General features: G+C 70.0%; 18 protein-coding genes. 9 read left to right on the top strand and 9 right to left on the bottom strand.

From position 1 onward, the window contains the following. Positions 1–356: 356 nt before the first annotated feature. Positions 357–839, bottom strand: a complete 483-nt coding sequence (locus tag LHA35_RS25810) for a hypothetical protein (RefSeq protein ID WP_226613856.1) — start codon at positions 837–839, stop codon at positions 357–359. Between the two features lie 547 nt (positions 840–1,386). On the opposite strand from LHA35_RS25810, the gene LHA35_RS25805 reads away from it, so the two are divergent. The 5 genes from LHA35_RS25805 (at position 1,387) to LHA35_RS25785 (ending at position 6,579) form a co-directional block, all read left to right on the top strand. Next, the gene (locus LHA35_RS25805) at positions 1,387–2,760 is read left to right on the top strand and encodes a ParB/RepB/Spo0J family partition protein (RefSeq protein ID WP_226613855.1); all 1,374 of its coding nucleotides are present in this window, start codon (positions 1,387–1,389) and stop codon (positions 2,758–2,760) included. A 159-nt stretch (positions 2,761–2,919) separates the two neighbouring features. After that, positions 2,920–3,279: a hypothetical protein gene (locus LHA35_RS25800; protein WP_226613854.1), complete on the top strand. Its 360-nt coding sequence runs from the start codon at positions 2,920–2,922 to the stop codon at positions 3,277–3,279. A 206-nt stretch (positions 3,280–3,485) separates the two neighbouring features. Continuing rightward, positions 3,486–4,082, top strand: coding sequence for a hypothetical protein (locus tag LHA35_RS25795; RefSeq protein ID WP_226613853.1), 597 nt, complete (start codon positions 3,486–3,488; stop codon positions 4,080–4,082). Between the two features lie 242 nt (positions 4,083–4,324). Beyond that, positions 4,325–5,110 (top strand): response regulator, encoded by a 786-nt coding sequence (locus LHA35_RS25790; RefSeq protein WP_226613852.1) that lies wholly within the window; start codon positions 4,325–4,327, stop codon positions 5,108–5,110. Further along, a complete protein-coding gene (locus LHA35_RS25785; RefSeq protein WP_226613851.1) occupies positions 5,107–6,579 on the top strand; it encodes a sensor histidine kinase in 1,473 nt (490 codons plus the stop codon). Before LHA35_RS25790 ends, LHA35_RS25785 begins: the two co-directional genes overlap by 4 nt. On the opposite strand, the gene LHA35_RS25780 is transcribed toward LHA35_RS25785, so the two are convergent. From LHA35_RS25780 to LHA35_RS25765, 4 genes are all read right to left on the bottom strand, one after another. Next, positions 6,479–7,312 carry a cytochrome c3 family protein gene (locus LHA35_RS25780; RefSeq protein ID WP_226613850.1) on the bottom strand — a complete coding sequence of 278 codons (834 nt, stop codon included), beginning with the start codon at positions 7,310–7,312 and terminating at the stop codon, positions 6,479–6,481. The two genes, LHA35_RS25785 and LHA35_RS25780, sit on opposite strands and share 101 nt — an antisense overlap. Then, entirely contained in the window at positions 7,297–7,959 is a 663-nt protein-coding gene (locus tag LHA35_RS25775) for a hypothetical protein (RefSeq protein WP_226613849.1), read from the bottom strand. The genes LHA35_RS25780 and LHA35_RS25775 overlap by 16 nt, the downstream gene beginning before the upstream one ends. Before the next feature lie 2 nt (positions 7,960–7,961). Continuing rightward, entirely contained in the window at positions 7,962–9,932 is a 1,971-nt protein-coding gene (locus LHA35_RS25770; RefSeq protein WP_226613847.1) for a 2Fe-2S iron-sulfur cluster-binding protein, read from the bottom strand. A 201-nt stretch (positions 9,933–10,133) separates the two neighbouring features. Continuing rightward, positions 10,134–11,102 carry a Spy/CpxP family protein refolding chaperone gene (locus tag LHA35_RS25765; protein WP_226613846.1) on the bottom strand — a complete coding sequence of 323 codons (969 nt, stop codon included), beginning with the start codon at positions 11,100–11,102 and terminating at the stop codon, positions 10,134–10,136. Between the two features lie 201 nt (positions 11,103–11,303). Here LHA35_RS25765 and LHA35_RS25760 point away from each other — a divergent pair, with 201 nt between their 5' ends. Beyond that, entirely contained in the window at positions 11,304–11,633 is a 330-nt protein-coding gene (locus LHA35_RS25760; RefSeq protein ID WP_226613844.1) for a DUF411 domain-containing protein, read from the top strand. Between the two features lie 1,933 nt (positions 11,634–13,566). Next, positions 13,567–14,433, top strand: coding sequence for a DUF932 domain-containing protein (locus tag LHA35_RS25755; RefSeq protein ID WP_226613842.1), 867 nt, complete (start codon positions 13,567–13,569; stop codon positions 14,431–14,433). A 42-nt stretch (positions 14,434–14,475) separates the two neighbouring features. Here the strand turns inward: LHA35_RS25755 and LHA35_RS25750 are convergent, their stop codons facing one another. Together LHA35_RS25750 and LHA35_RS25745 are read right to left on the bottom strand one after the other, a co-directional pair. Then, positions 14,476–15,042 (bottom strand): hypothetical protein, encoded by a 567-nt coding sequence (locus LHA35_RS25750; RefSeq protein WP_226613840.1) that lies wholly within the window; start codon positions 15,040–15,042, stop codon positions 14,476–14,478. Positions 15,043–15,073: 31 nt separating this feature from the next. Continuing rightward, a complete protein-coding gene (locus tag LHA35_RS25745) occupies positions 15,074–15,787 on the bottom strand; it encodes a recombinase family protein (protein WP_226613838.1) in 714 nt (237 codons plus the stop codon). Between the two features lie 152 nt (positions 15,788–15,939). Here LHA35_RS25745 and LHA35_RS25740 point away from each other — a divergent pair, with 152 nt between their 5' ends. Next, positions 15,940–16,368: a putative toxin-antitoxin system toxin component, PIN family gene (locus tag LHA35_RS25740; protein ID WP_226613836.1), complete on the top strand. Its 429-nt coding sequence runs from the start codon at positions 15,940–15,942 to the stop codon at positions 16,366–16,368. Then, complete coding sequence (locus LHA35_RS25735; protein ID WP_226613835.1) at positions 16,365–16,613, top strand: toxin-antitoxin system HicB family antitoxin; 249 nt, start codon at positions 16,365–16,367, stop codon at positions 16,611–16,613. Before LHA35_RS25740 ends, LHA35_RS25735 begins: the two co-directional genes overlap by 4 nt. 104 nt (positions 16,614–16,717) lie before the next feature. On the opposite strand, the gene LHA35_RS25730 is transcribed toward LHA35_RS25735, so the two are convergent. Beyond that, positions 16,718–18,535: an ATP-dependent helicase gene (locus LHA35_RS25730; protein WP_226613833.1), complete on the bottom strand. Its 1,818-nt coding sequence runs from the start codon at positions 18,533–18,535 to the stop codon at positions 16,718–16,720. Further along, positions 18,522–19,451: an ATP-dependent nuclease gene (locus LHA35_RS25725; protein WP_226613831.1), complete on the bottom strand. Its 930-nt coding sequence runs from the start codon at positions 19,449–19,451 to the stop codon at positions 18,522–18,524. Before LHA35_RS25725 ends, LHA35_RS25730 begins: the two co-directional genes overlap by 14 nt. Between the last annotated feature and the right edge of the window lie 146 nt (positions 19,452–19,597).

The raw sequence follows: 19,597 nt of genomic DNA, 5'->3' as shown, positions 1-19,597 counted from the left end.
GTGCCGGCCGGTTACTCACGACAAAGACATCTTTATCATGAACCAACGCCCGTCACCGGCGCGCACGGCCCTGCTCAGGGCCTTACCGTAAATCTCCGCACGGATACTGCCAGCGGGCCGATTCGCGCGAGGCGCCCGGAGGCAGCGAGGCCGTGAGCGCCGCGGTTGCAGATTACTGAAAACTGCACCACGGTCGGACCCCTCTGGACTGGCGAGGGCGGATGCTACCGACGGCGGCTGCCTAAATACAATCTGCAATCATGGCGTGTGGGCACGCGAAACCCTACTTTCAGCGTCACTCTATCGTGAGGAACAAAACCGGACTCGTAAGAACGGTCAGAAACGTGAGACTGGAATCACGCGCCGCGCCTGATCATGCCAGTCGCCAGCGGCGGCGGCAGTCCCGCCCCGGCGTTCCGCCGCGGCGGCGCCGACACGTCCGCGTTATCGAGGGGGACAGGCCAGAAGCACTCCACAGCGCCGTCCTCGCCTCGGAGCGCGAGGAACACCACCCGCGTCACCTCGCCGCCCTCGCCGGTCTCCACGGCGAGGCGGAACATCAACCCCTCGGCCGATTCGGCGTCGCCGAGGGCGAGGGCGAGCTGCCGCGCCTCGGTCTCCTGCTGGCGCAGCGTGCGCTTCGTCGGCTCGTCGGCGTCGCCGCGGAAGAAGCGGACCGGCACGCCGTCGATCAGGAAGATAAAGTGGTGCGTGGCATCGAGCACGCCGAGCCATTTGTAGCGCCCGCCCTCTGCCGCCTGGCGGAGGCGGTTGCGCGAGAAGGAGTAGGCGCGGCAGCCGATGGACCAGGCGTCGTCGCCGGCCCAGGGGTCGGCCATGGCGACCGCGTCCGCGCGCCCACGCGCGAGGAGGCGCGCGCACGCCGAGAGCCGCTCCTCGATCAGGGCGGGATGCAGCTCCCACGGCGGGCGTCCCGCGCCCCTGATCGTTCGGGCTTCCCCCTCATCCGGCGTGTCCATCGTCATGGCTTACCGGGCCGTGCCGCTCCGCGTCCAGCAGACGGAGATGGCGTCTCCCCCTCCGTTGTCGGGGGCCGCGCCCTACTCGCGGCCGTTGGCCGCTCCCGGAGCCGCCGCCGGCGTCTCCGCCCTGCGGGTCACGACCGCTGACGCGGCGGACGCCGAGGGGCGTCCGCACTCCGGCCGCGGACGCGGCCCAGACCAGGGGGACCACGGGCTCTGCCCAAGGTCCCCCTCGGCACGCCGCCTACGGCACGGCAGCGCCCCTCGCTCGCATGCCGCTGCGCGCCACGCTCCCTCAGGCCGCGGCCGCGCCCGCCCGCATGCCCACCCCTCCTTCCCCGGTCTCGGCGACGCCAGGGAAGCAGCGGGGCTGCTTCCCGCTGCGACGAAGGAGAAGCATCACATGACACGCAACACCGGCCCGGCGGCAGCCACCATCAGCGTGCCTCTCAACCGGTTGCACCCCGCGCCCGAGAACGTGCGGCGCACCGGGGCAGGGGAGGGGCTCGACGAGCTGGCCGCGTCCATCCGGGCGCATGGCCTGCTGCAGAATCTCAACGTGCGGCGCGAGGTCGGGCCGCGCGGCGGCTGGACGGGGCGCTACTTCGTCATTGCGGGCGGACGGCGGCTCGCGGCGCTGCGGCGGCTGGCCGAGGCGGGCCGGATCGGCCGCACGGCGCGCATCCCCTGCCGCGTGGTGGAGGACGATGATGCCACCGAGGCGAGCCTTGCGGAGAACGTTGTGCGGATCGCCATGCATCCGGCCGACCAGTTCGAGGCCTTCGCCAAGCTGGCAGGGGAGGGGCACTCCCCGGAGCGGATCGCGCGGCGCTTCGGCGTCTCCGTCCTCACCGTGCGGCAGCGGCTGCGGCTGGCGGCGGTGGCGCCCTCGATCATGAAAGCCTACCGGGCCGGCGACCTGACCCTTGAGGCAGTGACTGCCTTCGCAGTGACGGACGACGCAGCGGCGCAGGAGCGCGTCTGGCGGCAGACCGCCGGGCACGGACATCCCGCCACGATCCGGCGCCTGCTGACCGAGGGGCGCGTGCCGCTGACCGACCGGCGGGTACGGATCGCCGGTCTCGCGGCGTACGAGATGGCCGGCGGCCTGATCGAGCGCGACCTGTTCAACACGGAGGACGGTGGCGGCTGGATCAGCAACCCGGGCCTGCTGGACGATCTAATCCAGGCGAAGCTCGACCTCGCGGCTGAGGCGGTGCGCGCTGAGGGCTGGCGGTGGGTGGAGGTCGCGCGTGACTTCCCGCACGACCGGCTCTGGCGCATGCGGCGGGCGCGGCCCGAGGCGGTGCCGCTGACGGAGGAACAGGAGCGGCGGCGGGAGGCGTTGGCGGAGGAATACGACGCCATCGCGGCCGAGGGTGGCGAAAGCCCGGAAGGCGAAGCCGCGGACAGGCTTGAAGCCATCGAGGCCGAGCTTGCGGCGTTGGAGGCCGGCGAGACGCGCTGGCCGGCCGAGGCGCTCGCCCTCGCCGGCGCAGTGGTGTCGCTCGATCCCTGGGGCGAGGGCGTACGGGTGGAGCGGGGCTTCATCCGCGACGAGGACCTCCCGCCCGAGCCGGCGGACGATGACGAGGCCGACGAGGCTGGCGGAGAGGGCGGCGACCACGAACGGCAGAACACGGACGACGAGCCGCCCGACTGTTCCACGACGACACGAACTCGCTGCGAGGCATTCACGCTGCCGAACCACGACGGAGGCAGAGCGGCCGACCAATTCCGGGCCCCGGGTACTAGCTGTGCAGCCCGCATGAACTGATGGCATCCGCCAACCACAGCGCAACGCGACAACGATACCGTCATCCCGACGACAGGCGCCACCAGGGCAGCGACGAGACCCTCTCCGAACGCCTGGCGACGCCGCTCGAGCAAGCCTGCCGCGTGCAAGCCGCGGCAGCGAGACACGGGAGACACAGCGATGCCGCGCATGCCGATGATGAGGCGCTTGATCGCGCTCGCCGCGATTGGCGCGGTCCTGGACGTTGCCTCCGCCGCGGGACAGCCACGCCTCAATCCCACCGGCGACGGGAATTACGATATGGACCACGCCGCGATGATGGGTGGCACGACGGCGGGAGCGGGAGGCGGCACGCCCAGCTTCAGGATCACGGGCAGCGGCCTGGCCGACGCGGAAATGGCACACCCTCCAGGTGGCGGATTGGGCGCGGGCTTCGCGCAGGGCAGCCGGATCACCGGCAATTCCGGCGGTGAAGGCGGCCTCACGGTCGAGCATGGCCATGAGCCTCAGCAAGGCAGCTTTCCGCGCGGGGGACGCTGATATCCCGGGGCTGCCCTTGGCCCGGCTTCTCGAATCATGCCCGGGCCCGCCGCCGCAGCGGCGCACGGAGCGGCACGGGCAAAGGCGCGTCACAAAAGCGCAACAAAATGATGGCATGCCGCAACCTAGGGGCAAAGCGGGAGAGCGAGCTTAGGGCTGCCGAAGGCGGTACCGGGACGACCTTCGCCAATCGGAAGGAGTGACCCATGCTCAAAGCAGCCTTCATTGTCGGAGCCCTGACGGCCCTCGCGCCGCTCGCGGCGCAGGCGCAGTCCTGGCAGTACCGCTGCCCGGCGCCGGGCACCGTGGTCGAGCGCTCGGACGGCAGCCGTGTCGCCTATCGCGGCACCGACCCGAGCGATCCGCTGGTCTGCCTGACCACCACGGGGCAGAGGCTGGTCTTCGGCAACTGGAACGCGGCGAGCCCGATCTACCGGTCCGGCAAGGCGGGCCTCGCCAGGCTGATGAACGCCGCGGCCACCGGCCAGACGGGCGGGCAGGTGCAGGTGGACTACTTCACGCCAAGCCGCGACCACAATTCAGTGCATGTGCTGGAGACCTGGCGGATCGGCGGCATGGGTCCAGTCACGACCACCGCGGGCACCTTCGACACCATCCGCCTGGAACGAAACTTCGCCATCATCGGCTCCACCTACACCTACGACCAGCATGTCTGGATCGACCGCGCGACCGGCGCGCCGGTGAAGGCCGTGGTGACGCACCTGAACATGGTGATGGCCCCCGACCTCGTGACGTGGGAGGCCGCCGCGGTCCAGGCGCCGTCGGTACAGTCCAGCCGCTAGTCGGCGCGATGGGCGGGCGGGGTCCGCTCCGCCGCTACGGCGGCGAGCGGCCCGCCCACTTTCCGCGCTCTTTTCAAATCATTGCTGCAGGTCGGCACGGGATTGACGCCTGCGCTTCCTTTCTGGTGCGCTCTCGGATGTGGGACTGCGGTAAGCGCGGCGCTTCCGCTGCCGACCTGACGTGATGGGAGAGCGCATGCATCAGCGCCGCAAGCGTGCGTGCGAGGGCGGTTCAGCCAACCATGACGGCATCACCTGTATCTCCAACTGCCAAGTCCCATGGCCCAGCTGACGGGGAATGCCAGATCCTGGCCGGCGACGGTTACCACATCCTCGTCGTCGAGGACGACAGCGAGCTTCGCCCACTGCTGCTCGGCCTGCTGCGGAGGAGCGGCTTTCGCGCGTCCGGGGCGCGGAACGGTGTCGAGATGCAGCAGGCCTTGCGCTCGGCTTCGGTGGATCTTGTCGTCCTGGATGTCATGCTGCCGGGGCGCTCCGGCTACGACCTCTGTCGGGAGCTTCGTGCCGCTTGTTCCGTCCCGATCATCCTGCTCACCGCGCTCGCGGACGCGTCCGACCGGGTCATCGGCCTTGAGCTCGGGGCAGACGATTTCATCGTGAAGCCTGCGGATCCGAGGGAACTAATCGCGCGGATCCGTGCCGTGCTGCGCCGCGCCGGCGGGCGGTCGCAAGCCCAGGGCGCACGGGACGTCGCGCATTTCCGCGGATGGCAGATCGATCTGCGGAGCCGTGAGCTCGTCCGTCCCGATGGGGTGGTTGTGGAGCTGACGACGGGTGAGTTCGACCTGCTGCTGGCCTTTGTCGAGCGGCCCGGGCGCATACTCATGCGGGATCAGCTCCTCGACCTCGCCAGGAACCGCCCGTTCGGAGGCCTTGAGCGCTCCATCGACGCCCAGATCAGCCGGCTTCGCGCCAAGCTCGCCACCAATGCGGAGGAGGGTGCGCAGCTCATCAAGACCGTGCGGGGCATAGGCTACCTTTTCGGCAGCACGGTGGAATGGGCATGATGGGCCTCCTGCCGCGCTCGCTCGCCGGACGGACGCTGGCGGCGCTTTGCGCGGCGCTCCTGCTGCTATTCCTCGCAATGGCAGCAATCCACGCAGTTCTGCTCGCACGGACAGTGGACAAGGCCACCGAGGAAATCCTGGCCCGGCAATTGTCGAGCCTCATGGACTCGGTCGCGGCCGCGCCGGAGTGGGACCGCGACGCGATCGCGCACGGATTGTCGCGGCCCGACCTCGAGGTGCATTGGCTGCCAGTGAACGTACCCGACCCCTGGGGCAACGAGCATGTCCGCTGGGTTCCCTTGAGCGATCGCATCCGCGAGCTGTCGTGGTTTCCGACGGCGGTACGGATCCGGCCCGGCACGATTGATGCCGATCAGAAGCGCATTCTCGGAGTCGCCGCGATCGCGGACTTCCCGGACGGCTCGCATCTGTTGGTCCGAATGTCGTCCTTCAACCTCCTGGCAGTGGATACTGCTGTCTTGTACGGTTTTGCGGCAAGTGCGGCGCTGTTCGTCCTGGGGGCTGCTGCGTTGGCCCTGCGCTCCGCCACCGCTCCGCTGACGGCGCTCTCGACGGCGGTCCAGGGCCTGTCGTTGGAGGAGGCTCTGCCGGCGGTCAGCGACCACGCTCCGGAGGAGGTGCGCACGCTCGCGCGGCGCCTGAATGACATGGCGGACCGGGTGCGCGCCGCACTGCGGCAGCGCACGCTTGCCCTGGCGGCCCTGTCGCACGACGTCATGTCGCCGGTCTCCCGTCTCAAGCTTCGCGCGGCCGAGATGCCGGACGGCGAGCAGCGGCAGGTGATCCAACGTGACCTGGCCGAGATCGAGGCCATGGTCACGGACGTGCTCGCCTTCCTTCGCGGCGGACACGAAAGCGAACCCGCACGCATGCTGCACGTGGCGTCCATCGTCCAGACCCTCGTGGACGAGTTCGCCTCGACCGGCCAGGCAGTTGCGGAGCTGCGCATGGACGACGTGGTCATCGAGGGCCGCCCCACCGCGCTCAAGCGCGCCATCGGAAACCTGATCTCCAATGCGGTGACCCATGGTCGCGCGCCCTGGATCGCGGTCGAGAACCGTGGCTCCGATCTGGCCATCCGGGTCGGGGACAACGGTCCAGGCATCCCGGCGAGCGATCTCCCGCTCATCATGACACCGTTCTTCCGGGGCGACCGTGCCCGTGCGGCGGGAGGCGGCAGTGGTCTCGGTCTGCCCATTGCGCGCGCCATCGCGGTAGCGCACGGAGGCGACCTCACGATCGAGAGTCCCGCAGGTCAGGGTGTCGTGGCGACGTTGCTGCTGCCGAAGAAGATGCGTGCCACGACCTCCGACACGGAGAGCCGGCGGTTCCTGCCGCGCACTTCGGTCAATGATGCTTGTACCACCCCAGGCCGCGGATGTTGTTCCAGGAATCGGTCTGGTGGCAGAGGAAGCACTGCTCCACGCGGGCATGCATCTGGCCGGTGATGCCCCGGTCCATCATCTCGAAATGCATCATGTAGTGGCTCGGCGGCGCCTGGTGGCACTGGACGCAGTCCTCGGACCTCGGCGAGGGATGGCGGTAGCCGGGCACGGACCAGGCGCCTGTCGCGTGGCAGGCCTGGCAGTCGCGGCCGAGCAACCGGCGGTGCGGATCCTGGTAGGTGTGGCAGCCGGCACAGTCCAGCCGCGCGGCCTGGGCAGCCGGCAGTGACCGCCCCTGCCGGCCGACGTCCTGCGAAAGATCAGCAACGCCGTCGCCGAGCAGGAGGCGTAGCTGGTCGAGGGCATGCCGGAATCCGTTCTTCGGCGTCCCCTCCGCAGCCGCGCGGGCATGGCCGCTACGGGCCAGCACGGCATGGTCCATGAGGATGGGGCGCCGCTCTCGGCCCAGGTGCTCGACATGGCACCCCGCGCAGGTGCCGATCCCCGCGTGGAACGCCGTCGCGGGCCGCGTCACCAGCTGCGGCGCATCCGCCGCGTGGCAGGTCAGGCACGGGGTTGGCTCGGGACCGCGCAGCGGGACGTGGCAGGCCTCGCACTGCTCGCCGAGGAAGGCGTGCGCGGCCGATAGCGGACCGGGCGACGTGGCGGCGGCCCAACCGGGCACGGCGCCCGAACCACCGCGCAGGAGGAGCACCGGCACCAGCACCGCCGCGGCGAGCCCGCCGGCCCCGAGGGCCGCGTAGAGCAGCGTCCTCGGCTTCACGGCGCGAGCCACCGCAGGCCGTAGTAGAAGCCGCTCCAGGCATGCAGGGCGAGCAGCGCGTACATCGCCAGCGCCGCCGCCACGTGCATCACGGTCCAGCGCGAGAGTGCGCGCTTCAAGGCATCGCGCCGCGCGATCGCCCATTCCAAGTCGGCAATCGCGGCGGCAAGGCGACGGGCGCTCCCCTCGTCCGCCGGCACAACCGCGGCGGAGGGCACGGTGGCAAATGCCGCGTAGCGCGCCTGCATCGCCTCCAGCGCCGCGCGCTGGTCCTTCAGCTCCGCCCCAACGTGCAGCAGATAGTAGCGCCCGACGAAGCCACTGCCGACGACGGCCAGCATCGCCACGACCAGCGCCACGCCCAGCGGGCTACGATAGGCGTGACCGCTGTGCAGGATGCCGAGCAGCGCGCCGACGACGCCGGCGTAGACGTGAAAGGACAGCACAGCCCCGGGTCCGACGCGGCGCCGTAGCCAGGGAATGCGCTTGACCAGGGTGTAGGCAAGCAGCAGCACGAAGAGTAACGCCGCGGCGATGCCCAGCAGGCTGCCTGGCAGGCTGCCCGGGAAGCGTGGCGCCTGGTGCAGGACGAACCCAGGCGCGATGAGCAGGAGCGCGCTGAACAGCGCGCCGACCGCGAGCTTCTCGGTTGCGCTCAAGCTTAGGCCTCGACCACCAGGTCGCCTTCGGACTTGGCTTGGCAGGCCAGGATCATCCCCTTCGCCTTCTCCCCGGGCGGCAGACCGTCTTCCACCTCCATCGTCACCACCCCGGCGCGAAGCGGCACCATGCAGGTGCCGCAGATGCCGACGCGGCAAGAGTAGTCGATCGCCACGCCGGCGGCCTCGGCCGCCTCCAGCACGGTCTGGCCGCGCGCCAGTGGTGCGATGCGCTCTGATTTCGAGAAGGTGACGGTGGCTGAGGCAGCCTTCTGGTTATCCGGCACAGGGGGCAGAGAAGCGGCTAGCGTGGTGCTGGCCGGGGGCGCTGCCTGGGCCTGAGGCGGCAGGGCAGCGGGCGCCGTGCTCGCCGGGGCCGGCGCCTGCCCGCGGGCAGGGCCGAAGGCCTCGGTCCGCACGTTCGCAGGGGGCACGCCGAGCTCGGCCAGCGCTGCCTTCACCGCCTCCATCATCGGCGGGGGGCCGCAGAGGTGGACGCGCCGGCGGGCGATGTCCGGCACGGTGCGCGCGATGAACTCCTTCGAGATCACGCCCTCCGGGCCCATCCAGGAAGTTCCCTCGGCCCGGCGCATGGTGGCTGCGACATGAAGCTTCAGATGACGGCGCTGCAGGTACTCCAGCTCGTCGCGGAAGATGAAGTCGCGCGTCGTGCGCGCGCCGTAGAGGAGGTGGATCTCGCCAGGCCAGGCGCGGTCCGTCAGAGTGCGGATCACGCTCATCATTGGCGTGATGCCGACGCCGCCGGCGATCAGCACGATGTCGCCAGCTTCCTGTCCCGTGAAGGTGAAGGCACCGCCGGGAGCGGCAACCTCGACCAGGTCGCCGACTGCAGTGGCGTCGTGCAGGTGGCGCGACACCTCGCCATGCTCCTCCCGCTTCACGGTGATCTCGACATGATCGACCCGCGTCGGCGGGGACGCGATGGTGTAGGAGCGGCTCACCCGCCGGCCGTCCGCTTCGACCGTGAGGGTGAGGAACTGCCCCGGGGTGAAACGGAAGGGAATGAGCCCGTAGGCGGGATCCATTAGGCGGAAGGTTTTGACGTCCGGGGTTTCGGGGAAGACCGCCACGACGCGGAGCTTCCCGCGCCACAGCCGGGGCGGGGCCGTCGGCGTCGCCTCGGCGGGCACTGCTGGACCCGGCAACGGCGCGGCGGGCGCGGGCGGAGCGGCCGGCGCCGGGCCCGGCGGTGCCGCCGCAGGTGCGGGGCGGGGCGCCGCCGTCAGCGCCCGCATCAGCTCACCGATCCGGCGCGTTCGTGCAGCCTGGATCGCCAGGGCCGCCAGGAGAGCCGCGGACAGCGCGGCCATCGTCGTCAGATGGTACCACGAAAGGCCCCACGGGGCCCCTCCATGGTCAACCGCGGCCGCGGCGGCGGGCACGCTCAGCTGGTCGCGGAACCAGGCGAGCGCCAGGTCACGCGGCGGCTGGCCCTCGGCCACCGCGCGCAGCATCCCGGTCCCGCTCTCGACTTGCAGCACGCCGTCGCGGACCGACTGGGCGGCCAGCCGGGCGGCCGCCGCATCGTCTGCTTCCAGCGCCGCCTCGAGGCGGGCATGGCCGGCGGCGATGGCCTGCGTACCCCAGCCGATGCGCCGCTCGGCCTCGCCGGACACAAGCCGTCGTGCATCTGGCGTGAGCGCGGGCATGTCGAGGAGCGAGGAGAAGAACGGGCGCGGCGGGCCACCCATGCAGCCCATCATGCCCATGCCTGTGCCGCAGCTCTGCCCCGGCTGTGCGGCCCCCGGCGGAGCCAGGCTCGGCGCCGGGGCCTGCTGCGGGGCAGTGCCGGCCCCAGGGTGATGTGCGGCATGGTCCCCCGGCTCGGTCTGCGCGCCGGCACTGCCCGATGCCAGGAGGGTGGCCACGACCAGGGCAATGACGGCGGCAGCCTGTTCCGTACTCCGCGCCGCCCTGCGCCCGGTCACACCGCCAAGGCCGGCGCCCGGCATGTCGGCCGCATCCCTCCGGGCGCTCATGCGAGGCCGGAAGGCACCTGGACAACCGGGAACGGGTGTCAGCCGACCACATCCAGCGCCAAGGATGGCAGTCGCCAGCATGGCCCAACGTAGTGCGCCTGGCCTGGAGCCGACGGCCGTGATGACGCGGCGGCGCGCTTCTACGCCAACGGCCGTCCGCCCCAGAACCATGCCCTAGAAGGTCCCGATGAAGGGCAGCATCAAGGTCGTGGCGATGCGCTTCTGGGCGTCGTCGAGTTGGGCGAAGAGGGCATTGAAGGCGAGGCGCGTGGTCCGAATGGCCTCCAGCCGCGCGGCGATGTGGTTCTCGTAGCCCACCAGCCGCGCCATGGGATCGGCGGCGGTGTTCGCGCCGTGCAGCGCGTCGCGGGCGGCATCGAGGTGCTCGCGGCCGGCGCGGAGGGCGGCGGCGAAGGCATCCCAGGCCGCCGCCTGGGCGTCCGTGATGCGGAGTTCTGCGCGCATCTGGGCAATGCGGCCTTCGAGGCGCTGCGCGGAGCCGGAGGGGTTCCCGCCCGGCATCGACATCCCGGCACCCGGCGCCGCGGGAGGCTGGGCAGGCATCGCGCCGGCCTGCGGGCCGCCGCCCATGCGCATCATGCCCTGCATCATCGCCATCATCGGGCACATGACGACGACGGTGCCGCCGCCCTCCGGCATCTGCATGGTACCCATCGGGACCATGGCCATGGGCGCCTGGCCCTGCAGGGCACCCGTTGCGCTATTCGACATGCCCGGCATGCCCGCCGGCGCCTGGCCCTGAGCGCCGGGCCCCATCCGCATGGCGTCGTCGCCCATCATCCCGGGCATCCCGCCGGCGGCGGGCGCTTGGGCCGCAGGGGAAGGGGGCATCTGGCCTCCCCCCATCGGCATCATGTCCATCATCGCCAGGTGCAGCGGCTGCGGCTCGGTTCGAGCCTGTACGATGCGGGGTCCGGCGGCGACCGCCGCGAGCGTGATACAGGCGAGGAAGGCAGGCGGCATGCGCATGGCATGTGTCCTCTCGTTGATGGCGCAAGTCTCGTCCCGTTTAGTTCGCGCGCTGTGTCTGGATGGACGCGCGAACAGCGCTTGCCTTACGGCGAACCAGGCATTCCGTACGCAGGGCGTCTTGATCTTGCCAAAATCCGGTGGTGCGCCCAAGTATCCCGCTCGGATGGGTCCATGTGACTGAGCGCACGACGGAGGCGTTTCATGCGTAGACGCGGGTTTTTGCTGGCCGGGGGCAGCCTCGCCGGACCTGTCGCATTGCGGGCCGGTGCCGCGGGCGCCAGTACAGAGCGACCGGGCCTGCGCGTCTGGCGGGACCCGACTTGCGGGTGCTGCGGCGCATGGGTTGCCCACATGCGCGCCGAGGGCTTCCACGTCGAGGACAGCGTCGTGCCGTCCGTCGCGCCGATGCGGCGAGCCTTGGGGATTCCAGCCGATCTTCTGTCGTGCCATGCCGGCTTCGTCGACGGCATAGCCCTCGAAGGGCACGTGCCGGCTGCGGCCGTGAAGCGCGTGCTCGCCGACCGGCCTGCTGGCGTCAGGGGGCTCGCGGTGCCCGGGATGCCGATCGGGTCGCCCGGCATGGAAGTGCCAGGGCAGCCCGACGAGGCCTTCGACGTGATCGCCTTCGGCGGTGGGCCGCATCGGCCATACATGCGGTTCGTCGGCGGGCGCCCGGACTGACCTAATCGGTACGCTTTGTCGGAGCTCGGTGCCCGCTGCATGGACCGGGGTGAGGTGCTCCGCAGGGAGGCGGGCTTTAACCTGCCCGACACCCCGCGCCGCTTGAGTCGCAACCACCGAAGGCGGACGTGCCATTCATCGGCAACTTGGCACCGCGCATGCCCGTGGCGCGGGGAGCGCGGCTCCGCTTGCACGGAGCGCCGGCGTCATGGCCGTGTCGAGCGGCCAAGCCCCGAGCCCATGGCGTGATCCATGTGCTGACACCCGCTCACCATGCTCTGCTGCTCGGCGGTAAGCTGCTGCCCCGACTGCACCATTCGGAGGATTGCGGGGCACTGCTCCATGCGCGCCTGGTGATCCATCGGCATGGTCTGGTGCTGAGGCGCGCACGCGGACAGACCCAGTGCCAGTACGGCCATGGGGCCGAAGAACCCCGTCGAGAGTAGAGACATGATCGTACCTCATCGAGAAACGTGGAACCGCATTCCGGCGTTTTCCTCTCCCTACGCGCTCAACAGCGCGTCTTTGTCTTCGCCCAGATTCCCCCCATGCATTCCGAAGCCGGACCTGGCGGGTTCGGCGGCCAGCACCTGCATGCTTCGGCGAGAGGGTTGGGTCGGCCTCGGGCGTTGGTTGCTGGGCGTGTCCTGGCGAACTCCATCGACGATGATGCTCCTTTCCGTCACGACGATGGCCGGTGCCGGGGCTTACCGAAATCATCGGTCTCGCCGCTGCCGCGTCGCCGCGCACCGAAGGCAGCGCGCCGTGTCCGGCTGCGGCCTCGCCCATCCGGTCGGCGCCCGCGCGACGTTCGTGCCGATCCGGACGCCGGGGGTCTGTTGGGCAAGGGCTACCTCGTGGCGCTAAGGAGCGAGGACAATGCTTCCTGCGGACCGACGCGTGCCCGCGCCTGAGGCGCCATCCTCAGCCAAACTCTGCAGGCGGGAAAGCGCGAGCGGTACAGTCCGCGCCTGTAGCAATACTATGTTACGCTGCGCACGAGGCGCGCTGCTCAAGCTTCCATTGCCGACCAGCCGATTGCATTCATGGGACCGGCCCCGCCCGCACGCGGGCCGCCGCCCGAGATCCGCTTACCGCGGCGCGCTGACGCCCCGGCGTCTGGCCTATGGGCGCATCGCGCTGCGGTTGGATTTCTCCGCCAGCCACGCGGCATTGCGCCGCTTGGCCGCACCCTCCCCTTTACGGAGCGCATCCAGGATCAGCTTCGCCCTGTCCAGGACGGAGCGCGTCAGGCAACACCGGGGAATTCGTCGCCGCGCGGTCCCCGTCCCGTCCGAGCCTCGCCCGGACCGGCCAGAGACAACGGAAGATCCGTCTCTGTAGCATAAGGGTGTCGGAAGGCGTCAGGGTGCAGGTTTTCGCGCAGGTCACCAATCCGACACCTGTTTTCGTGCAGGATTTTGCTCGGTTTCTCGTGACTTCCGAGTCTGCTGTCTTCTGAACGGAAAGCACCCGCTTCCCGACACCCAGGACAGCACGCTGAACACCAGACGCGACAGCAAGCCGCCCGATCTGCAGGGCAGGACCGTCGCCGCGTTCTCGCTCCGTCCTGCTATGCTACACGGCCGCGCGTTTCGTTAGGTCTGGCCCGTTGGCCGCTCCCGGAGCCGCCGCCGGCGTCTCCGCCCTGCGGGTCACGACCGCTGACGCGGCGGACGCCGAGGGGCGTCCGCACTCCGGCCGCGGACGCGGCCCAGACCAGGGGGACCACGGGCTCTGCCCAAGGTCCCCCTCGGCACGCCGCCTACGGCACGGCAGCGCCCCTCGCTCGCATGCCGCTGCGCGCCACGCTCCCTCAGGCCGCGGCCGCGCCCGCCCGCATGCCCACCCCTCCTTCCCCGGTCTCGGCGACGCCAGGGAAGCAGCGGGGCTGCTTCCCGCTGCGAGAGGCAAGAGAAAGGGCACAGACACCATGTCGTTCATCGGCCGCACCACCATCCTCCGCCCCGACGGCGTCACCCCCCTCACCGACGAGGACATCCGCCGCGTGGCACCCTCCGCCTTCGCGGGGGAGGCGCACGAGAGCCGCAGCGCGCGCTACGCCTACATCCCGACCGCCGACGTGATCCGCGGCATGCGCGACGCGGGCTTCCTGCCGATGGCGGCGGGCCAGGCGCGCACCCGCGACGAGGGGCGGCGCGGGCACACCAAGCACATGCTCCGCTTCCGGCACGCCGATGCGCGGCCCGCGACGGAGCGCCGCGTCGGGCAGACCTTCCCCGAGATCGTGCTGCTCAACTCGCACGACGGCACGAGCGCCTACCGCGTCATGTCGGGCGTGTTCCGCCTCGTCTGCCTCAACGGCATGATCGTCGCCGACCGCGAGGGCGCGGAGGTGCGCGTGCCGCACAAGGGCGACGTCGTGCGGCAAGTCGTCGAAGGTAGCTATGCTGTGCTCGATGATGCGCGTCGCGCGCTGGACGCGGCGGAGGCGTGGCGTGGCGTGACCCTCGACCGCGACGAACAGCGCGCGTTCGGCGAGGCGGCGCGGACCCTGCGCTTCGGCGACGCCGAGGGCCGGACCGAGACGCCGATCACGGCCGATCAACTGCTCGCGCCACGACGGGTGGACGACGCCGGCGACGACCTCTGGCGCACCTTCAACCGGGTGCAGGAGAACGCCATCCGCGGCGGGCTCACCGCGTGGGGCCGCGACGCGCACAGCCGGCCGCGCCGTGTGACCTCGCGCGAGGTGAGCGGCATCGACGGCGACGTGCGGCTGAACCGCGCGCTGTGGACGCTGACCGAGCGCATGGCCGAGCTCAAGGGCGCGGCCTGAACTCTACCGGGGGCGGGGCTTCCGCCCTGCCCCTTCCCTATTTCAGGAAGGTCCCGCCAGGGTTTTCGGCCCGCCCGGTGGGCGGGCCAACGCGGCTCGCGCCGCGCCACACCAGGCGGCCAAGCGCCGCACGCGCCGCTCGACGCGCGGCCCGAGGGTCACGAAGTGGTCCCTCTCGTAGTCGGACACCGCGTAGGAGATGGCGAGCCAGAGCGTGTACCAGGCGGCCCCATCCCTGCCCCACGCCTTTGCGTCGTCGAGGACCGCGCGCGCGAGCAGCAGGCGGCGGTCGGCGGCGATCCGGCCGTGGCAGTGGATGCTCCGGCGCCGTCCGATGCGCGGTGCCAAGGCGAGGACGTCGCCCTCCAGGCCGCGCAGGGCCGTCACGTCTACCTCATCACCTTCGGAGCCGACCGCCGCAGCGACCCGGGCGAGCAGCGCCAGGGCCGTCGCGGAGTACTCGCCCTCCTCGCAGGCCTCGGTCAGCGCATCCGAGAGCAGGAGCCGCACGAGAGCCAGGCGGCGCCGCCCGTCCTCGGCGGCGTGCCGGGCCACGGGGATGAAGCGTTGTGGCGTCTCGCGGCGTCCCGCGGCCAGGTTGTCGGCCACTCGCTCCAGACGCGCGGCCAGGCGGGACCCGTCATCCGCGACATGCATCGACGACCCGCTTCACCTGCATCGGGTGCCAGGCGCGCCCGCCGGCCGGCGCCGGCACCCCGCGGGCGGTAAGAGCGGCGGCGACCTCGCGCAGCGTCTTGCAGCCGGCGCTCCGCGCCGCCTCCACGTAGGGCAGCACGTCGGCGGCCCGCGCGCGCGAGGCGTCGGCGCGCACGGCGGTCGCGGCGCGCGCCGCCTCTGGCGTGCCCGCTCGCAGGCACGGGTTGCCGAGCTTCACGCCCCGCGCCTTCGCCGCGGCGAGCGCGGCGCGGGTGCGCTGGCTGATCAGCCCCGCCTCGAGCTCGGCGACGGCGGCCATCTGTGTGACGAGGAACTTGCCGACCGGGCCGGGCGGCACCGTCGGCAGGTCGCAGAACACCACGCCTCCCTCGCCGCTGCCCTCGACGACGCCGAGCAGGAAGCGCGCGTTGCGCGCCAGGCGGTCGAGCTTGGCGATCAGCAGCGTCGCGCGCTGCGCGCGGCAGGCCGCGAGCGCCGCCGCCAGCTGCGGCCGGTCGTTCCTCTTGCCGCTCTCGACCTCTTGGAAGTCGGCGACGACCTCGCCGCCGGCGGCGGCGACGTGGCGCGCCACCGCCTCGCGCTGGGCGTCGAGGCCGAGGCCGGAGCGCCCCTGCCGCTCGGTGCTGACCCGGTAGTACGCGACGAAGCGGACCGGCCCTGCCGGGCCGGCGGGCATCGGCTGGACGGAATTCCTAGCGTCGGATGGCATCGCGGGGGTGACTTACCCCCTTCCCTGCCGGTTTGTCACGTTTCCAAACGCTCGTTTGACGATACGTGACAACGGTTGGGAGTGGACGATAGGATGGTGGTGATGTCATATACGACGTCATGATCCTGCGGGTTGTCCTGGACACCGACGTGATGGTCGCCGGCTTCGCAAGCGCCGCCGGCGCGTCCCGCCGGCTCCTGCTCGCGGCGCTCGACGGGGAACTGCGCCTCCTGCTGTCGACGCCGCTGATCCTCGAGTACGAGGCCGTACTCACGCGCGCGTCCGTGCTCGAGATGGCAGGCATCTCGGTGGAGGAGGTGCTGGCGGTGCTCGACGAACTCGCCGGCGTCTGCGTGCCCGTGGCGTTCGACTTCCGCGTCCGGCCAGGCGCACGCGACCCGGACGACGACCTGGTGCTGGAGACGGCGGTGAACGGCGGCGCCGACGTCATCGCCACGTTCAACCTGGCTGACCTGCGCGACGGCGCGGCGCGGTTTGGCATCCCGGCCGAGCGACCGGCCGACGTGCTGAGGAGGATGAGGCGATGAGCAGTTTCCCGCTGCGGCTGCCCGACGACCTGAAGGAGCGCGCGGCCGCGCAGGCCGAGGCCGCGGGTGTCAGCCTTAACCAGTACATCGCCACCGCCATCGCCGCGCGCGTCGGCGCGCAGGCCGAGGCGGAGCGATACTTCGCCGCGCGCGCAGCGCGGGCGCAGCCGGGTCGTGCTCGCGAGATTCTGGCGCGGGCGGGGCAGGGGAGGGCGCCAACAGAAGGCGACGAGGTTGACGGTTAGTAGAACAACGTCGCCAGCGGTAATTTCACTTACCGTGAGTAATTTGGTGATCTTGCGAACCGGTCGGTGATCGGAGGCCAATGCACAAGGTCGCCCCGCGCTCTTCAAGCAGTCCCCGCTTCCGACATGCGAGTCTCGAGCTCGCCGAGAAAAGGCGAACGGCCATAGTGCATCCGCCCACGCGGCGTATCGACGAACCCCGAATAGAGCATGTGGACCTCGTCACGAGCGCGGGTGAGGCCAACATAGAAGAGGCGCCGGCTCTCGCGCAGCTTCGCCGGCGCCTCGCGCCGCCAGGGCAGGCTGCCGAGGTCAAGTCCGACCATGATCACCACGTCGTACTCGCACCCCTTTGCCGAGTGTAGCGTCAGCAGGTTCAGATGGAGCGGCGAGCCGTCGCGGCCGCCCAAGCTCGAAAGATCGAGTTCTGCGAGCGCGCCACCATCGGCAAGTGCTGCCGACATGCGCACGACCTGCTCGCGCTGGTCGCCAAGTGCCGGCTCAGCCGCCAACAGCGCATCGAGCATGCGGGCGCGGAGCGAAGCGACGAAGTCGCGGGCCAAGCCCGCGTCGGCCCGTAGCGACCACAACAGCTCAGTCAGTCGACGCGCTTCATTACGAGCCTGCACGTCGGGCACGCGTGCGCGATGGAAGCCTAACCAGCGGTCAAGCAGACCGCGCAGCTGTGGCCGGCCCTCGCGCCAGCCACCGGCGCACCAAGCCGCACAATCCTCGATCCAGCTGGTGAGCGCCACCTTTCTGTACGGCGCTGCGTTGTCGACCCGGACATAGTCGTAGCCCGCGGCTCCCGCCGCTGCGGCGACGATGTCGCCCACCTTAAAGTCTTTGTAGAGAATGGCTATATCGCCGAGTCGTCGCCCGGGCTTTGCAGCGAGGGCTTCTGGGATGATCGCGGCGATGGCGTGCGCCGCTTGTCCCTGGAGGCCGTCGTTGCAGTGCACGAACGCGATCACCGCCTGACGCTTAGAATCGCTGGCGACGTAGCCGCGCGCCTCGCCTAACGCCATCTCCGAGGCGCTGATGATGCGCGACGCCGAACGGTAGTTGAGCTGGAGCTGCACCCGCTCGACATCATCGCGCTCCGCAAGCTCGACCAGAAGTGCCCCGTCGGCGCCGGTGAACCCGTAGATAGACTGGTCATAGTCGCCGACCGCGAACAGCCGCACGCCACCTTGGAAGGCGAGCCGCCGCACGATCCGGTCGAGTGCGACGCCAAGATCCTGATACTCGTCCACCGCCAGCACCGGAAACTTGGCCTGTACGAGCGGCAGCACCCAGTCGTGCTCTGAGATCAGCCTCTGCCCGAAGACCACCATGTCGTCATAGTCGATCAGTCCGTCGCGCCGCAGCTCGGCCTCGTAGGCTTCGGTCCAGGCGGCCAGCTCCTCTGCACTGCGCCAGGCTAGCGTCGTCCGATCGAGCACCGAGCGTCGATGCCTCCCTAGATCTATCGCTTTATGAGGATGGCCCGTCCCAAACAACCGATCACCGACCCGCTTCAGGATCTGGTCACTTTGCCTTTGAGTCGCGACGTTGAGTGGGAATTCGACCGGCAGATCCGCCAGCCGCCCATAGGGCATCAGGAGATGACGCAGGCAGAAGCCATGCACAGTCCCTATGAACAGGTTCCGCGCCTCCCGCAGGCCGATACGCTCGAGCCGCCGCGTCAGCTCGCGTGCGCACTCCTGGCTGTAGGTGATGCAGGCCGCGCCGCGCGGCGCACGGACGTCCTCAGCGAGGATGCGCGCGAGCTTAAGCACCAGCGTCTTGGTCTTGCCGCTTCCCGGACCAGCCAGCACCACGCAGTGACCAGTCGAATCGTACGCGGCCTGCTGACCGGGATTGCCGGCTAGGTCGGAAGACTGGAGCCGATAGGCTGCGCTGACCTCACGTAACGGCATCGCGGATATGCTCCAACGCACCGCGGATATAGTCCGGACAGGTGCTCTCACTGACGTGCGGAGCGAGCGCTTGGGCAAAGCGCCCCTTTCCAATCCTCTCGATCAGCGCGATGAGCCTGTCCTCATCGAGGACGGCGGGATCGTCGACCCACTTCTGAATCTCTTCGCGCGTTTTCTGACCGAGCGAAAGCTCCTGAAGGAGTACCGCCTGCATCTCCTCGGCAAGTCCCCCAACCCAGAGCTCCGGCTCCAGCGTGTTGGTATTGCAGAAGTAGCCGAACGGCTTGGCGCGGGCGATGATAGCATCCGCGTCCATGGGCTCGTAATCGGCCCCACCCTCGACCAACTCAAGCACTTGGATGAGACGCCCTCGCACGAGGGGCGGCCTCGTTCCATTGGGGTCGCGGTCAGTCAGAATGACGTGCGGGATGTCGAGGCCTTGATGGCCGAGCAGCTTCACATAGGGCGTGAAATTTGTGCCCCCGACCGAGCAGACTGAGATACCCAGCATGTCGAGCGGGATATCGAGCGCATCTGCGAAGGCCGGTACTAGGAAGCGCTCCGCATCGCCTTCCACCAGAATCACGCCGCGCGCAAAGAAAATCTCGCCGCGGCTGACGTCGATATAGCGCTGGAGATCAGCCTCGTCGCGCGCGGTCAATGGCGTGTTGGCGGTGGAAACCGCGACCGTGGCGTTATTGGCTGCGTCGTGACGCAGCAGCACGATCGAGCGGATCGGCGTTACGCTGGCAATGTGGGGCGAATGCGTGGTGAGGATGGTGGTGACCGGTGATGCGAGTTCCTGGTCGTTGCCGCCGAGGAAGTAGCGATACACGAGCCGCTGCACGTGCGGATGGAGATGGGCCTCCGGCTCCTCGACCGCAAAGAAAGTGTGATCACGCTCGCCGTCCTCCACTAATCGGTCGAGCTCAAGGCTCTTGAGTGTTGATTGCCACTGAGAGCTGACCCGGTTTGGGGTTAAGTTGCCACTGAGAGTTGACCCATGTTCGGACGCTAGCCTCGGGCCTTTGGTCGGGGGCGGTGGGAGTGTTGGACATGGCG

Origin of the sequence: Roseicella aerolata, from assembly GCF_020523605.1 — a bacterium.
Classification (GTDB): domain Bacteria; phylum Pseudomonadota; class Alphaproteobacteria; order Acetobacterales; family Acetobacteraceae; genus Paracraurococcus; species Paracraurococcus aerolatus.
This window is presented reverse-complemented; position numbering and strand designations above follow the sequence as displayed.

What these genes read in the sequence shown, in the direction of transcription:
- LHA35_RS25740 (WP_226613836.1), top strand. Translation starts at nt 15,940, where the DNA reads ATGATCCTGCGGGTTGTCCTGGACACCGACGTGATGGTCGCCGGCTTC.
- LHA35_RS25755 (WP_226613842.1), top strand. Translation starts at nt 13,567, where the DNA reads ATGTCGTTCATCGGCCGCACCACCATCCTCCGCCCCGACGGCGTCACC.
- LHA35_RS25770 (WP_226613847.1), bottom strand. Translation starts at nt 9,932, where the DNA reads ATGCCGGGCGCCGGCCTTGGCGGTGTGACCGGGCGCAGGGCGGCGCGG.
- LHA35_RS25795 (WP_226613853.1), top strand. Translation starts at nt 3,486, where the DNA reads ATGCTCAAAGCAGCCTTCATTGTCGGAGCCCTGACGGCCCTCGCGCCG.
- LHA35_RS25760 (WP_226613844.1), top strand. Translation starts at nt 11,304, where the DNA reads ATGCGCGCCGAGGGCTTCCACGTCGAGGACAGCGTCGTGCCGTCCGTC.
- LHA35_RS25735 (WP_226613835.1), top strand. Translation starts at nt 16,365, where the DNA reads ATGAGCAGTTTCCCGCTGCGGCTGCCCGACGACCTGAAGGAGCGCGCG.
- LHA35_RS25790 (WP_226613852.1), top strand. Translation starts at nt 4,325, where the DNA reads ATGACGGCATCACCTGTATCTCCAACTGCCAAGTCCCATGGCCCAGCT.
- LHA35_RS25785 (WP_226613851.1), top strand. Translation starts at nt 5,107, where the DNA reads ATGATGGGCCTCCTGCCGCGCTCGCTCGCCGGACGGACGCTGGCGGCG.
- LHA35_RS25745 (WP_226613838.1), bottom strand. Translation starts at nt 15,787, where the DNA reads ATGCCCGCCGGCCCGGCAGGGCCGGTCCGCTTCGTCGCGTACTACCGG.
- LHA35_RS25810 (WP_226613856.1), bottom strand. Translation starts at nt 839, where the DNA reads ATGGCCGACCCCTGGGCCGGCGACGACGCCTGGTCCATCGGCTGCCGC.
- LHA35_RS25805 (WP_226613855.1), top strand. Translation starts at nt 1,387, where the DNA reads ATGACACGCAACACCGGCCCGGCGGCAGCCACCATCAGCGTGCCTCTC.
- LHA35_RS25730 (WP_226613833.1), bottom strand. Translation starts at nt 18,535, where the DNA reads ATGCCGTTACGTGAGGTCAGCGCAGCCTATCGGCTCCAGTCTTCCGAC.
- LHA35_RS25800 (WP_226613854.1), top strand. Translation starts at nt 2,920, where the DNA reads ATGCCGCGCATGCCGATGATGAGGCGCTTGATCGCGCTCGCCGCGATT.